The organism is Thioalkalivibrio sp. ALJ15, assembly GCF_000383695.1.
Taxonomy (GTDB): domain Bacteria; phylum Pseudomonadota; class Gammaproteobacteria; order Ectothiorhodospirales; family Ectothiorhodospiraceae; genus Thioalkalivibrio.
Genome location: NZ_KB912058.1, coordinates 1 through 13,642, shown reverse-complemented (window position 1 = coordinate 13,642; position 13,642 = coordinate 1). Strand labels below are relative to the sequence as shown.

Below are 13,642 nucleotides of genomic sequence, written 5' to 3'. Positions count from 1 at the left end.
ACGGACAAACATCATGTCCCGGCTCCTCGTCCCGCCCCCGACAACTGCAGGCGCAGCGGCGCGGTTTCGCCGGTCAGGCGGTAGCGCAGATAGTCATCGAGGATACGCCGATGGTCAAAGACCAGGGGCTGGCTCTGATCGTCGGGGTCCAGCCAGGCACAGTCCGCGGCGTCATCGGCCGCATGGGCCTCGCCCGCACCGCGCGCCACGAATACGGCGCTGACGGTGTGCCCGCGCGGATCCCGCGCAGGATCGGAATAGACGCCCAGCAAGGCCTCCAGCGTGACCTCCAGACCGGTTTCCTCCAGGGCCTCGCGCACGGCGGCCAGCTCAACCGACTCGCCGACATCCACGAAGCCCCCGGGGAGGGCCCAGCCATGGGGCGGGTTGCGTCGCTCGATCACCAGGACACGGCCAGGGTGAGCGGGGTGATGGATCACCACATCCGCGGCCAGCAAGGGGGTTTGTGGTGGGCCACTCATTCGTCTTGTCCGTCCTGGCGGATGAAACGCCGGATCTGGCGGCGCTGGCGCTTGTCCGGGCGGCGAATAGGCGCGCTGTCGGCCACCGCCCGCTCCGAGCGCCGGCGCTCGGACTCGGCCTCGCGCCGGGCCGTGCTCTCGGGCGTCTCGGCATACAGCTCGCGCGCCTCGGTCGCGGGCCGACGCTGATCATTCAACGCCCGCACGTCGATGTCCCAGGTCTGCTGGCCACGATGAATCGTCAGGCGATCACCCGGGTGCACCCGGCGCGCCGGCTTGCAGCGCTCGCCATTCACATGGACCTTGCCACCACTGACGGCCTCGGTGGCCAGCGCGCGGGTCTTGAAGAAGCGCGCGGCCCACAGCCACTTGTCGATGCGCAGCCCGCCGGCGGGCGCGGCGCGCGCCTCAGCCCTGGCCAAGGAACCCTCGCACTGGAGACACTGGACTTTCCCGCCGGATCGCGGGCATGGACAATGCGCGCCTTTCCACCATCAGAGGATGGGGCCCCGCATGGGGCTTCGATACGTCATGAAACTCCCGCATCTGCACCTGATCAGCTTTGACCTTTGTCCTTTCGTTCAGCGTAGCGTGATCACGCTGAAATACAAGCAGGCGCCGTTCGAAGTGACCTATATCGATCTCGCGGACCCGCCCGACTGGTTTCGCGAACAATCTCCGCTCGGCAAGGTGCCGATCCTGAAGGTTGATCACGACACCGTGCTGTTCGAATCGGCGGTGATTAACGAATATATCGATGCGATCACCCCGCCCTCACTGATGCCGGACACGCCGCTGCAGCAGGCCCGCACGCGCGCCTGGATCGAATACCTGGGCGAGCAGACCATGACGCAGTACCGCTGGATGACGGCGGCGGACGAAGAGGCCTTCGAGATGGAACGCCATGCGGCCTCGCGCGGGCTGGAGCGACTGGAACGGGAGCTGGCAGCCGATCCGCTGCTCACGGGGCATGCCTTCACCCTGATCGATGCCACCCTCGCGCCGATCCTGCTGCGCTACGGCCTGATCGACGACATCGATAATCCCTGGGAGCCAGAGGCGTTTCCGCGCCTGGCCGCGCGCTGGGAAATGCTGCGCGACATGGACGCGGTCTCTACCTCGGTCCCCGGTGACTTTGCGGCGCGGTTGGCCGCCTACCTGCGCGCACAGAAAGGCTTCGCCCCGGCGCACATCGCCTCGCGCCTGGCCGACACGGCCTGAGGCCAGGCCTCCGGGCGCCCGGGCCCTGACGGGTTGGACGTGGCAGCAGCACACGTCTTTGTGGCTGGGCCTGGTTCGTCCTCTGGAGTTTACGGTGGCTTCGGTCCGCCGCCTGCCTGCGCTGTTTCGGCAGCGCGCCGCGCCAGTTGTTGATCAAAAACGGGCTTCTTTGCTCGTGCAAAGAAGGAACCAAGAAACACGCCCGGGATTCGCCCGGGGACCTTGCTCCGGCCGCGCCAGGCCGGCGGCGCTGAAACTCGCTGCGCTCAGACAGTCAGCGCCTCTCTTCCGGCCTGTCACGCCCTCCACAAGGGGCTCATATCGGGAGGGTAGGTCAAAACAGGCGGTATTCGAGCACCCGCTACAAGGCCGAGCTGTAGGGTGCGTTGAGCGCAGCGAAACGCACCATGCCAACGTCGGGGCAACCCTGATGCGATTCGCTGCGCTCATCACATCCTACGATGGGGTCTGGCGCCCGCTGGCGGGCGCGGCACGCCAGGGCTGCAGGCCGCGCGTACCCAGGATGTCGGAACACCTTGCCTCCATCCATTGGCACGAACGTCAGAGCGGCCGTTGTCTTGACCTTCATCCCCCGTATGAAGCCCCTTGCGGAGGGGTCCTCGGGCCGGAAGAGAGGCGCTGACTGTCTGAGCGCAGCGAGTTTCAGCGCCGCCGGCCCGAGGGTCCTGGAGCAAGGTTCCCGGGCGGAATCCGGGTGCCCTTCTTTGGATACTTTCTTGGGCAAGCAAGAAAGTACCTCGGGGCGCGCTGCCGAAACAGCGCAGGCAGGCGGCGGACCGAAGGCACCGTAAACTCCAGAGGACGAACCAGGCCCAGCCTGAAAAGCGGCTGGACTGAAAAGCCGCGCGAGGGCGCGTCAGACGGGGCGGTGGGGGCAGGCGCTGTCGTTGCAGTCGCCGTACAGGACCAGGGCGTGGTCCTTGATGGAGAAGCCGTGCTGGCGCGCGATCTCGCGCTGGCGGGTCTCGATGGTCTCGTCGAAGAATTCTTCGACACGGCCGCACTGGTTGCAGACGATGTGATCGTGGTGCCCGCCGCGCTCCAGCTCGAACACGGCCTGGTTGCCCTCCAGGTGGAGCCGGCAGACCAGCCCCGCGGCCTCGAACTGCGTCAGCACGCGGTAGACCGTGGCCAGCCCGATCTCCTCGCCCGAGTCGAGCAGCTCGCGGTAAATGGCCTCGGCCGTCAGGTGGCGCGTTTCCGAGTTCTCGAGGATCTCGAGGATCTTCATCCGTGGCAGCGTGACCTTGAGCCCCGCTTTCTTGAGATCGCTTGTTTCCATCCTTCGATTCCCGTCACCCGATTGCTTGAGAGCATCCGGACGCTTTGGTGTACCATGCGCGTTCAACGGCCCATCCGACTTCTGGGGACCCGCCGGCTCGATGATCAAGATTCTCATTTCTATTGCCGTGGCTGCAAGCCTGCTCACCGCCTGCAGTGGCTTCAATCAGTTCCGCCTCGATGTACAGCAGGGCAACGTCATCGACGCGACACAGGTCGCCCAGATCCAGCCCGGCATGACCCCGCAGCAGGTCCGCTTTCTGATGGGTACGCCGCAGATCGACGGCGCGTTCAAGCGCGAAGACCGCTGGGACTACGTCTACTATCGCCGTCCCGGGATCGGGCCGACGGAGCAGCGCCGCGTAACGGTGTTCTTCGAGAATGGCGTAGTCAGTTACGTCGACTCCGACGTGCCGCAGCCGATCGCGCTGGACCAGTACCCGGTCGAGCTCGACGACAACTGATCGCAACCGGCCGGCTCAATCGCCGGCCGAATCCTTGCCGCCCCCGGCGCCGTCCTCCGGCTTCTCGCCCGCGGGCTTTGCGGACGCCTGATCGCCGGCCTTCTGCGCGTCCCCCTTGCCGGGCTTCTTCCGGTTCTTGCCGGCCCGCTGACGACGCACTTCTTTCGGGTCGGCGATCAACGGGCGGTAGATCTCGATGCGATCCTTCGGGCGCAACACCGTGTCACGCCGGGTGAGCTTTCCGAAGATCCCCACTTTGGCGTTTTCCAGATCGATCTCCGGGAACTGGGCGTCGATCTCCGACTGGCGCAGGGCTGCGTCCACGGTCGTGCCCTCGGGCACGACCAACGGCAGGATCACCTGGCGGTCGGGGCGTGCATAGGCGACCTCGATACGGATTGTGCCGTGCCCCGCCTCGGGGCTAACGGCATCCTGATCATCGGGCACCGTAGACCTCGCGCGCGCGCCGCACAAAGGCGTCGACAAAAGAGTTGGCGAGCTGGTGGAAGATCGGCCCGATCGCGAACGACATCAGCCGGCTGGCAAACTCGAATTCCAGCTCCAGCGCGATACGCGTCTGGCCATTGTCCAGCTCGGTAAAGCTCCAGGTGCCGTGCAGGCGACGAAACGGCCCGTCCGCCAGGCGGATGTCGATGCGCTCGGGGCGCTGCACGCGATTGCGCGTGGTGAACGACTTGTGCAGGGCGCCCTTGGCCATCTCGATGGTCCCTTCCACCTCATCCTCTCCGCACATGCGCGCACGCGAGCTGCGGCAACCCGGCAGAAATTCCGAGTAGGAATCCACGTCATTAACGAGGTCGAACATCTGCTCGCGGGAGTACGGGACCTCCGCCGAGCGCCGGACTGTCGAGGACATCAAATAAGCTCCACCGCGCGCAGGAACACAAACAGGATGGCAATCGGGGCCACGAAGCGCACCAGGAAATACCAGATCTGGTACAGACCCCCGAGTTTCATGCGCAGCTCGGACTGGACCGAGCGCTCGGTCATGCGCCAGCCTACGAATACCGCGATCAGAAACCCGCCCAGCGGGAGCAGGATGTTAGCAGTCACATAGTCCAGCAGGTCCAGGATCCCCATGTTGAACAGGGTGTAATCCGACCAGACGTTCAGCGACAGCAGCGCGCCAATTCCCATCAGCCAGGCGGCGATAGCAATGCTGGCGCTCGCGGCCACGCGCGTCATGCCGACATTCTCCACCAGATAGGCGACGGCCGGCTCGATGATGGAGATGGACGACGTCCAGGCCGCGAACACCAGCAGCACAAAGAACATCGTCCCGAAGTAGAGCCCGCCCGGCATCTCCGCGAACGACAGCGGCAGCGTGACGAAGATCAGGCCCGGCCCCTGCTCCGGCGAAAGGCCCGCGCCCAGCACGATCGGGAAGATCGCCAGCCCGGCCATGATCGCCACCAGGGTGTCGGCGCCCACCACGGCCGCCGAAGTCCTCGCGATCGAGGCATCGCTCTGCAGGTAGCTGCCGTAGATCATGATCGCGCCCATGCCGAGGCTCAGCGTGAAGAACGCCTGCCCCATCGCCAGCAGCACCGCGTTGGCCGTCAGCGCCGAGAAATCCGGGTACAGCAGGAACTCCAGCCCCGCGATAAAGTTCCCTTCCACCATCGCGTAGCCGACCATCACCACCAGCATTACGAACAGCAGCGGCATCAGGATGGTCACGGCCTTCTCCAGACCGGACTGCACGCCGCGCGCGACCACCATCGCGGTCATCACCATGAAGATCGTATGCCAGGCCAGCAGGGCCTCGGGATTGGAGAGCAGGCCGTCGAACATGGCCTCCGAGCCATCCGCATCCAGGCCCAAGAAGCCGCCCGTGCCGGACTTGAACACATAGGACAGCGACCAACCGGCCACTACGCTGTAGAACGACAGGATCAGGAACCCGGCGAGCACACCGATCCACCCGATCATGCCCCAGCCACGGCTCAGGCCCTCTTCGCGCGCCAGCGTCACCATCGTATTGATCGGGCTCTGGCGGCCGCGCCGCCCCAGCAGGATCTCCGCCATCATCACCGGCAGGCCGATCAGCAGGATGCAGCCGAGGTAAACCAGCACGAAGGCCCCGCCACCGTTATCGCCGGCGATATAGGGAAAACGCCAGATGTTGCCAAGCCCGACAGCCGACCCGGTGGCCGCGAGGATAAAGGCCAGGCGGGTCGTCCACTGACCGTGGATGGAAGTCGTGGCAGGCATCAGCGGCTCCTTGTTGGTGGTACCCGTTCCATCGTTCAGCGCAGCCAGATCGAGTTGCGGTCAACGGCGCAGGCGGCACAAGCGGGGCTTCGAGTCGCCCGGAATTGTGGGGCAGGCTTCCCACGGGCTCAACTGTACGCGGCCAACGCCGACCCGAGACGCGTCCGCGATCCTGTACGTTCGTGCGTGTTTCCTCGGCTTTCGCCCCGCGCGTGCAGTACACTGCGCGGGCCATGGGAAAGCCAAAGAAGAAAAAGGACGCCGGTTCCAACACCATCGCGCTGAACCGCAAGGCGCGCCACGATTTCTTTATCGAGGACCGCCTGGAGGCGGGGCTGGAGTTGCAGGGCTGGGAGGTCAAGTCCATGCGGGCCGGGCGCGCCCAGCTCAGCGAGGCGTACGTGCTGCTACGCAAGGGCGAGGCGTTCCTGTTCGGGGCCCACATCACCCCGCTGCCCACCGCCTCCACCCATATCAACCCGGACCCGAGCCGCACGCGCAAGCTGCTGCTGCACCGCTCGGAGATCAACCGCCTGATCGGCGCGGTGGAGCGCAAGGGCTATACCCTGGTCCCCATGGCCCTGTACTGGAAACATGGCCGCGCCAAGCTGGAGATCGGCCTGGCCAAGGGCAAGAAGGATTTCGACAAGCGCGCAGCCAAGAAGGACAAGGACTGGCAACGCGAGCGCGCGCGCATCCTCAAGAGCGGCTGAAGGAGAAACCGGGGTTCGACCTTACTCGGTCGGATGAGTCCGGCCCTTCCACCACCAGCGCCGGGTCAGCCAGCTCAGCTTCGTCACCGCCAGCACACCCGCTGTCAGTGCCTTCACGGGCCGCAGCAGGCGCAGTCCGCGCAGCTGATCGACTGCAAATCCCAGCAGGAACGCCCTGGGGATCATCTCCGGTGAACCCAGACGCTGCAGCGCGCGCCACCAGCCGGTGGCACGCACATCGTCGCGCAGTTCGTCGACCTCACCCTGCAGCCGCAGGCGCAGTTCGCGAGAACGGCCCCGCAGGCCCAGCCAGGTGCCAGCCATGAGCTACTCGGTATCCCGGCTTTCGGGCCGTGCGACCAGATTCCGTACCAGGGCGCGCGTCTCCGGGTAGGTCATGCCGTGCAGCAGCCGGCCAATGCCGCGCGCAACCAGCCACGCCAGCACGCCGGTCAGCGCCGCCACGATCACCAGCGACAACGCCGGCGACACCCCCGCATAGGCCTGCAGCAGCATCACCACGGCCGCGACCAGCGCCAGCCACACCGTGACCAGCAGCAGCCCCAGCACCACCGCAAACACGATAACCCCCACCGCATTGCGCACCAGTTGTCGGGTCTCGGTCCCCAGCAACTCGCGCGAATCACCCAGGATTCGGCCGAGGTCCTGCATCACGTCCCCGGGGTCGGCGGTATCGGAGTCCGGTCGCTCGCGCGCCGGCCCGTCGTCCTGCGCGGCCATGGCCTACTTGCGGCGGGTCAAGGCCGAGAACAGGGTCCCCGCCACAAAGGCCAGGCCGATCGCGGTCAGCGGGTTGTCGCGTACGTAGTTGCCGACCACGCGCAAGACGTCCTCGGAACTCTGACGCGCCTTCTCCGCCCGCTCGCGAACCTCTTCATCCGCATGCGAAAGGCCCTCGCGGATGCGTTCCTCGGCCGTACCGGCATGCTCCGCCACGCGGTCCACGGCCTCGTGGGCCTGGGCCGCCACACGTTCAGTGGTGGAGGCGTCATGTTCCGCTTCGTCCTGTTTCTTCGCACTACTGCTTTTCGTCGTTGCCATTACACGCACTCCCTATCGCGGGCCTGGATCATCTTCCGACCCATCCCCCGCGGAATTGGTTGCAGGGTCATCGAAACCACTCAACCCCGTCAGGATTTCCGGGTCTTCCTCGGCCACTTCCGAGGTATCCACCAGGGCCGTACTCCACTTGACCCTGAAGTGCTTCCAGAGGCTGGCCACAAACGCCGACAACGGCACAGCCAGGATCATGCCGATGATGCCACCCAGCGCCGTCCCCCAGAAGAAGATCGAGATCACGACAATCGCCGGATGCAGTCCGGAGCGATCCGCCATGATCTTCGGCGTGAGCAGCCAGCTCTCGATCAGCTGCACCAGGGCAAACACCACGAGCACCAGCGCAACCAGGGTCAATCCGCCACCCTCAGGCTGGAGATAGGCCACCGGAAGAGCCAGCGTCAAGCCGACGATCGTCCCCAGATAGGGCACGATATTGAGAAACCCCAGCATCAACCCGAACAGGATCGCCGCCTGCAGGCCGATCAGCGAGAACCCGGCGGCCAGCAGAACCCCCATGATCAGGGCGATCACCACCTGCCCCTGGAAGAACGCCGTCACGTAGCCGACAAACAGGCGGCCCAGGAACATCAGCTCGCGCTGGGTCTGGGGCCGAAAGACCGACAAGACCTCGCGCCCGCCCTCCTTCAGGCGTTCGCCGGACAGCAGCGCAAAGAACAGATACAAGGGCACAAAGGCCAGCCCGACGACTACCGTCACGTAGTGCATCAGCTGCGAGCCCACACCCTCCAGGTTGGGCATGATGCTCTGGAGATCCAGGTCCTCCAGCATCGAGGCCACCCGCTCGGTGGCGTCAGGGAAATTGCGCGAGAATGACTCATAGGCATTCTCCGCCAGCTCCGGGGCACCCTTGATGAACTCCTGAACCTGATGGCTCGCCGTGGGCACCACCAGTACGGCGACAACCACCAGCGCAATCAACACCACACCGAACAGCGAACTCACCGCCCCCATCCGCGAGAATCCCGCAATCCGCTGCAGCCAGCGCACCACCGGGTAGAGGATCAGGCTCAGCACCCCGGCCACCGACAGCGGCAAGAGCAGCGCGTAGAAAAACGACACCACCTGCCCCAGCAACCAGACCAGCAGGGCCACCAGCCCGGTCAGCACCATGAAGGCGGCGAGCACGGCGACATAGCGGAACAAGGTCCGCTCGAAGGCGCTGAATTCGATATTCGATTGCGGCTGGTTTTCCACGGAGGGCTCGCATGAGGGGGTCGTTCGACCGTAACCACCCGGCCATGATCTGCCACGGTGCGCACCATCGTTTCAGGCACTGCATCACAAAAATATGGCGCTCGACCCAGGCCCGAGTACGCGCGGCCCCTCCCGAGGGACGCTGATTCAATCAGCTAGAACAAATCCGCCCACTCCGTCAGGGCAAACCAGATCACGTATCCCCCGTAGAGAATCAGAAAGATGACGCTAAGGATCGTGATCGGGCGAAAGCCCTTCACCCGCACTTCGTAGGAAACATCCTCGCCGCGCGCCCGCCGCCGCCTCACCTCCAGCCAGCGCGATACCCGCCACCAGACAAACAGCAGGATCAGGACAACGGTCAGGAACTTCAGCATCGCGGTTCGTTTCCTCGCACTCGGCCCGGGTAGGCTCTGAACGCGACACTACCCGAGAACGCCACCCGCCGCATCGTCATCCCGCCGCCGCACCCCACTTCGCCATCCCGGCCGCAGCGCAGCGAAGAGCCGGGATCTCCGCGGCCATGCACCACCCCGACGCCCGAGATCCCGGCTAACCGCTCCGCGGTTTCCGGGATGACGACACAGAGGGTGACGCACAGCGTCCTGTGTTGCTCAAGCTCCTGTGGGAGCCTGCTTGCAGGCGAAGCCCCCGCCAGACCCGACTCTTCCTACCCGCGCCGCTTCGTATGCCGAGTCGCCGGCGCATTCCACGGGTCCTCCGGCCAGGGGTGCTTGGGATAGCGCCCCTTCAGCTCGCGGCGCACCTCTGGATAGCCGTTCTCCCAAAAGCTGGCAAGATCCTGCGTGACCTGCACCGGGCGCCGCGCCGGCGATAGCAGGTGCAGCACCAGTGCCACGCGGCCGCCCGCCACCTGGGGCGTTTTGCCCAGACCGAACAGCTCCTGCAGCTTCACCGCCAGCACCGGCGGGTCCTGGGTGTAGTCGATCCGGTGGGCGGAGCCGGAGGGGACCTCGATCCGCGCCGGGGCTTCCCGCTCCAGTTGCTGCTGATGGTCCCAATCCAGCCGCGCGCGCAGGATCGCCGCCAGATCCAGCCGCTCCAGATCCCGGCGCCGCGTGATCCCGGCCAGATACGGCCCCAGCCAGTCCTCCAGGGTCACCAGCAGCGCGGCGTCGCGCAGATCCGGAAAGCCCGCCGCGGGCATCGCGTCGTGCAGCAGCTGGATACGCGCACGCAACTGGGTCGCCGCGTCATCCCAGGGCAGCAGCGCAAGGCCCTCGCGGCGCAGCCGCTCGCACCAGCGCGGGATGGTGGCGGCGGGGTCGTCCAGCGCGACCATCTGCCGCTCCACCACCAGCGTGCCGATCCGTCGAATCCGCGCGTTCTCCAGCCGCGCGCCGTCCTCCACCCAGTCGCAGCGCGTCTCGCGGTGGAAGAGTTCCGGCGCCTCCTGCTCCAGTGCGGCCAGATCCAGCGCCACCGCACAGCGGATGCGGGCCTCGCGGTCGGCATCCGTGCAGTCCACCGCCACCAGGTAGTCGGCATGCGCCAGACGCTCGCGTTCCGGCAGCCACGCGCCGCGACCGTTCCCCATCACGAAGCGACCGGCCGCCTCGCCACGGCGGCGTGCGATGCGCTCCGGCCAGGCCAGCGCCGCCAGCACGCCCACCGCCGTGCTTTCGTCCAGTACCGCATCCATAACGGCGGGGCGGTCCCCGGCTCGCGCCAGCGCCTGCTCCAGACGCCGCAGACCGGATTGCCAGGCCCGGCCACCGGAGCGCCGCGCGCGCTCCAGGCGCGCACCCAGCTCCAGCGGAGCCCCCGGCCCGGCCACACCCGGTTCCTCCACGGCTACCGCCAGTTCGCAGGCCAGGCGTGCCAGCCCCCGCTCGCGGCCCCGCAACAGCATGTGCGCCAGCCGCGGGTGGGTCGGCAGGCGTAGCAGGGCCCGCCCATGCCCGGTCATCCGACCGGTGGCATCCACCGCACCCAGTTCCGCGAGTACCGCCCGCGCGGAGGCCAGGCCCTGCGCGGGCGGCGGCTCAAGCCAGTCCAGTTCGGCCACCGCCTCGCCCCAGCCGGCCAGTTCCAGGGCCAGCGGCAGCAGGTCCACCTGCTGCATCCCCGGCGTCGCGTAGTCCGGGCGCGCGACCTCGTCGGCCCGCGACCACAGGCGGATCGCTACACCGGGCTCGGTGCGACCGGCACGCCCGGCCCGCTGCTCGGCGGCGGCCTTCGACGCCGGTAGCGTCACCAGCCGCGACAACCCGGTCGCCGCATCGAAGCGCGGCTCGCGGGCGAGCCCCGCGTCGATCACCACACGCACGCCCTCGATGGTCAGGCTGGTCTCGGCGATGTCGGTGGCCAGCACCACCTTGCGCTCGCCCTCCAGCGCCGGGCGCACGGCCCGGGCCTGCTCCTGCGCCGACAGCCGCCCGAACAGCGGCGCGATGCGCGCGGGGCCGGAGGGCGTGCCCAGTCCCTTGCCCATCCCGTCGCCCAAACGCGCGGCCACCTCGCGGATCTCGCGCTCGCCGGGCAGGAAGACCAGGATCGAGCCCGTCTCCGCCGCCAGCGCGTCGCGAACCGCCTGCGCCACGCCGTCAGCCAGCGGGGCATCCTTCGCCGTTGGGGCGTAACGGACCTCGACCGGGAACTGCCGCCCACGCGCTCGCAGCACCGGCACGGCATCCGCCTCCGGTCCGGCCAGCAGCCGGGCCACGGCCTCGTCGTCGAGGGTCGCCGACATCACCACGATGCGCAGCTCCGGGCGCAGCAGCCGACGCACCTGCAGCGCAAAGGCCAGCGCCAGCTCGGCCTCCGGCCGGCGCAGATGGAATTCGTCGAAGACCACGGTGCCAACCCCTTCCAGCAGCGGGTCACCCTGGATGCGCCGCAGGAACAGCCCATCGGTGACCAGCTCCACCCGGGTGCGGTCCGAGACCTTCTGCTCGTCGCGCACGCGATAGCCGACCGTCTGCCCGGCCGCTTCGCCCAGCTGCGCGGCCATGAAGGTCGCCGCCATGCGCGCGGCCAGTCGACGCGGCTGCAGCACGATCACCCGGTCCTCGGGGCTGGAGGCGGCCAGATGCAGCGGGACGCGCGTGGTCTTGCCGGCGCCCGGCTCGGCCACCAGCACGGCGGCACCGCGCGTCTGCAGCGCGGCATCCAGGGGGTCCAGGAGGTCTTCCAGCGCCCGGGCCTGCGGCGCCTCATTCAACTCTTTCGCCATCTACAGCGGTCAGTTCGCGACCACGCGCGTACCGGCCTGCACGCGGTCCCCCGGGCGAGTGACCACACGCTCGCCCGCCTCCAGGCCCTCGAGGATCTGCGTGGCGAAGCCCGAGCGACGCCCCACCTCGACCTGGCGCGGCTCGGCACGGCCGTCCTCGACCACGAACACCGACCACTCGCCGCGGTCGCGGAACAGCGCGCTGGTCGGAACCTGCAGCACGTCATCCCCTTCCCACAGCAGGAACTCGGCCTCCACGCGGTAGCCCACTGCCAGCCCGGCCATGCGTGCCTCCACCGCGTCGAGGTCGAGGATCACCGGCACGCGCTGCTCGTCCACGCCCAGCGCGGAGATCCTGGTAAAGCCGAACGGCTGCACCCGGCGTACGGTGCCCTCCAGTTCGGCATCGCGGCCCCAGTCGGTCAGGCGCACGCGCATGCCCGGCACCACGCGCACCGCGTCCATGGACAGCAGATCCACCTGCACCTCGAGGTCGTCGAGATCGCCCACGACCAGCACCGGCTCGCCGGCCCCGATCGTGCCCTCGCAGCAGCGATACCGCTCCAGGATCACGCCTGCGGCGGGCGAACGAACCGTCAGGGCATCGGCCTCGGACTCCGGCATCTGTCCACTGGCAATATCCAGCACCACCCGCGCGCTCTCGACCTCGCTGCGCGCGACCTCCACCGCGGATTCGCCGGCGCGCACCGCCGAGCGCGCCCGATCGCGTGCGGTCTCCATACGCTCCACCTCGGTGGCGGAAACCGCACCCCGATCGAACAGCTCTTGATAACGGCGATATTCCGATTCCGCGAAGCGGGCCTCCGACTGCAGGTTCTCCAGATTCGCCTCGGCGCTTCGCAGCCGCGACCGAGCAGCGGCGAGATTCTCGCGCGCCTGCTCACGCGAACGTGCATCCAGCGCCGGGGTCGGCAAAGGCTCCATGCGGAAGAGCGCGTCGCCGAGCTCGACGGCATCGCCCTCTTCGAGCCGGACGCGATGCAGGAAGCCGGCGATCGGCGCCGACACCGTAAAGGTGTCGCGCAGCCGCGTGCGCCCTTCCTCGCGCACGGTCTCTTCGAACGGGCCGGCCTCGACCGTGGTCAGCGATACCGGCACCGGCTGCGGGCGCAGCGCCCATACCAGCGCGGCCACCCCTGCCAGCACGATGAGCCCAACCGTGATTCGCTTCTTCATCGCCATAGGATCAGTCTCGCAAATCCCGCCACTCCGCGCTTCCCCCCTCATCGCCCGGCACGCCGGGGCGTATGTCTGCAAGTTGCCACCCTCGGTTATCACCTGAACGGTGGTTGGCAACCAGCCGCTGTGAGGCTGGGCCTTGTTCAGCATCTGGTGTTTACGGTGCTTTCGTCCGACCGCCTGCCTGCGCTGTCTCGCCAGCGCGCCGCGAGGTACTTTCTTGCTTGCCCAAGAAAGTACCCAAAGAAGTGTGCTGGTCTAATTTTCGTGGACACCTCGATCGGTGGAATGATTGGGATCTGATCGAGGAGACGATATGGGACGCAGGAATTTTGATCCGGAGTACAAGCTTCGGGTGGCCCGGATGGTGGTGGATGAGGGCCAGAATGTGCTGCAAGTGGTGCGGGACACCGGGGTGGGCGAGACGGCCGTTCGGCGCTGGGTCGAGCAACTCAAGGCGGATCGTGCCGGGGAGGCCGGCGATGGCCGGCCTTTGACGCCGGAGCAGCGACGGATCCGGGAGCTGGAGGAAGA

17 protein-coding genes are annotated in these 13,642 nt (G+C 67.3%); 4 read left to right on the top strand and 13 right to left on the bottom strand.

The window, feature by feature from the left end:
• Nucleotides 1-11: 11 nt before the first annotated feature.
• Nucleotides 12-458, bottom strand: coding sequence for an NUDIX hydrolase (locus G015_RS0106825; protein ID WP_018138606.1), 447 nt, complete (start codon nt 456-458; stop codon nt 12-14).
• Nucleotides 459-478: 20 nt separating this feature from the next.
• Nucleotides 479-904 (bottom strand): RNA-binding S4 domain-containing protein, encoded by a 426-nt coding sequence (locus G015_RS0106820; RefSeq protein ID WP_018138605.1) that lies wholly within the window; start codon nt 902-904, stop codon nt 479-481.
• A 109-nt stretch (nt 905-1,013) separates the two neighbouring features.
• Here G015_RS0106820 and G015_RS0106815 point away from each other — a divergent pair, with 109 nt between their 5' ends.
• Nucleotides 1,014-1,703, top strand: a complete 690-nt coding sequence (locus G015_RS0106815) for a glutathione S-transferase family protein (protein ID WP_018994108.1) — start codon at nt 1,014-1,016, stop codon at nt 1,701-1,703.
• A gap of 877 nt (nt 1,704-2,580) precedes the next feature.
• Here the strand turns inward: G015_RS0106815 and fur are convergent.
• Nucleotides 2,581-3,006: a ferric iron uptake transcriptional regulator gene (gene fur, locus G015_RS0106810; protein ID WP_020146357.1), complete on the bottom strand. Its 426-nt coding sequence runs from the start codon at nt 3,004-3,006 to the stop codon at nt 2,581-2,583.
• A gap of 100 nt (nt 3,007-3,106) precedes the next feature.
• Here fur and G015_RS0106805 point away from each other — a divergent pair, with 100 nt between their 5' ends.
• Nucleotides 3,107-3,469, top strand: coding sequence for an outer membrane protein assembly factor BamE (locus G015_RS0106805; RefSeq protein ID WP_018138066.1), 363 nt, complete (start codon nt 3,107-3,109; stop codon nt 3,467-3,469).
• Nucleotides 3,470-3,484: 15 nt separating this feature from the next.
• Here G015_RS0106805 and G015_RS0106800 read toward each other — a convergent pair whose 3' ends face one another.
• Genes G015_RS0106800 through G015_RS0106790 form a run of 3 tightly spaced genes read right to left on the bottom strand, consistent with a single transcriptional unit; the run spans nt 3,485 to nt 5,704 of the window.
• Nucleotides 3,485-3,916 (bottom strand): RnfH family protein, encoded by a 432-nt coding sequence (locus G015_RS0106800; RefSeq protein ID WP_018138065.1) that lies wholly within the window; start codon nt 3,914-3,916, stop codon nt 3,485-3,487.
• Nucleotides 3,906-4,346, bottom strand: a complete 441-nt coding sequence (locus tag G015_RS0106795; protein ID WP_018994109.1) for a type II toxin-antitoxin system RatA family toxin — start codon at nt 4,344-4,346, stop codon at nt 3,906-3,908. The genes G015_RS0106800 and G015_RS0106795 overlap by 11 nt, the downstream gene beginning before the upstream one ends.
• Nucleotides 4,346-5,704 carry a sodium-dependent transporter gene (locus G015_RS0106790; RefSeq protein ID WP_018138064.1) on the bottom strand — a complete coding sequence of 453 codons (1,359 nt, stop codon included), beginning with the start codon at nt 5,702-5,704 and terminating at the stop codon, nt 4,346-4,348. Before G015_RS0106790 ends, G015_RS0106795 begins: the two co-directional genes overlap by 1 nt.
• Before the next feature lie 233 nt (nt 5,705-5,937).
• On the opposite strand from G015_RS0106790, the gene smpB reads away from it, so the two are divergent.
• Complete coding sequence (gene smpB, locus G015_RS0106785) at nt 5,938-6,417, top strand: SsrA-binding protein SmpB (RefSeq protein WP_018138063.1); 480 nt, start codon at nt 5,938-5,940, stop codon at nt 6,415-6,417.
• Nucleotides 6,418-6,438: 21 nt separating this feature from the next.
• Here the strand turns inward: smpB and G015_RS0106780 are convergent, their stop codons facing one another.
• The 7 genes from G015_RS0106780 to G015_RS0106750 form a co-directional block, all read right to left on the bottom strand.
• Nucleotides 6,439-6,741: a hypothetical protein gene (locus tag G015_RS0106780; protein WP_018138062.1), complete on the bottom strand. Its 303-nt coding sequence runs from the start codon at nt 6,739-6,741 to the stop codon at nt 6,439-6,441.
• 3 nt (nt 6,742-6,744) lie between these two features.
• A complete protein-coding gene (locus tag G015_RS0106775) occupies nt 6,745-7,158 on the bottom strand; it encodes a phage holin family protein (RefSeq protein WP_018175393.1) in 414 nt (137 codons plus the stop codon).
• A 3-nt stretch (nt 7,159-7,161) separates the two neighbouring features.
• Nucleotides 7,162-7,479, bottom strand: a complete 318-nt coding sequence (locus G015_RS0106770) for a YqjD family protein (protein ID WP_018138060.1) — start codon at nt 7,477-7,479, stop codon at nt 7,162-7,164.
• Nucleotides 7,480-7,491: 12 nt separating this feature from the next.
• Nucleotides 7,492-8,712, bottom strand: a complete 1,221-nt coding sequence (locus G015_RS0106765; protein WP_018138059.1) for an AI-2E family transporter — start codon at nt 8,710-8,712, stop codon at nt 7,492-7,494.
• Nucleotides 8,713-8,867: 155 nt separating this feature from the next.
• Nucleotides 8,868-9,089 carry a hypothetical protein gene (locus G015_RS0106760; protein WP_017925782.1) on the bottom strand — a complete coding sequence of 74 codons (222 nt, stop codon included), beginning with the start codon at nt 9,087-9,089 and terminating at the stop codon, nt 8,868-8,870.
• Nucleotides 9,090-9,382: 293 nt separating this feature from the next.
• A complete protein-coding gene (gene hrpB, locus G015_RS0106755; RefSeq protein ID WP_020146356.1) occupies nt 9,383-11,908 on the bottom strand; it encodes an ATP-dependent helicase HrpB in 2,526 nt (841 codons plus the stop codon).
• Nucleotides 11,909-11,917: 9 nt separating this feature from the next.
• On the bottom strand, nt 11,918-13,111 hold the full coding sequence (locus G015_RS0106750; protein WP_020146355.1) for an efflux RND transporter periplasmic adaptor subunit: 1,194 nt from the start codon (nt 13,109-13,111) through the stop codon (nt 11,918-11,920).
• Nucleotides 13,112-13,424: 313 nt separating this feature from the next.
• Here G015_RS0106750 and G015_RS13610 point away from each other — a divergent pair.
• The coding region (locus G015_RS13610; protein ID WP_038050132.1) for a transposase at nt 13,425-13,642 on the top strand (218 nt) is incomplete at its 3' end.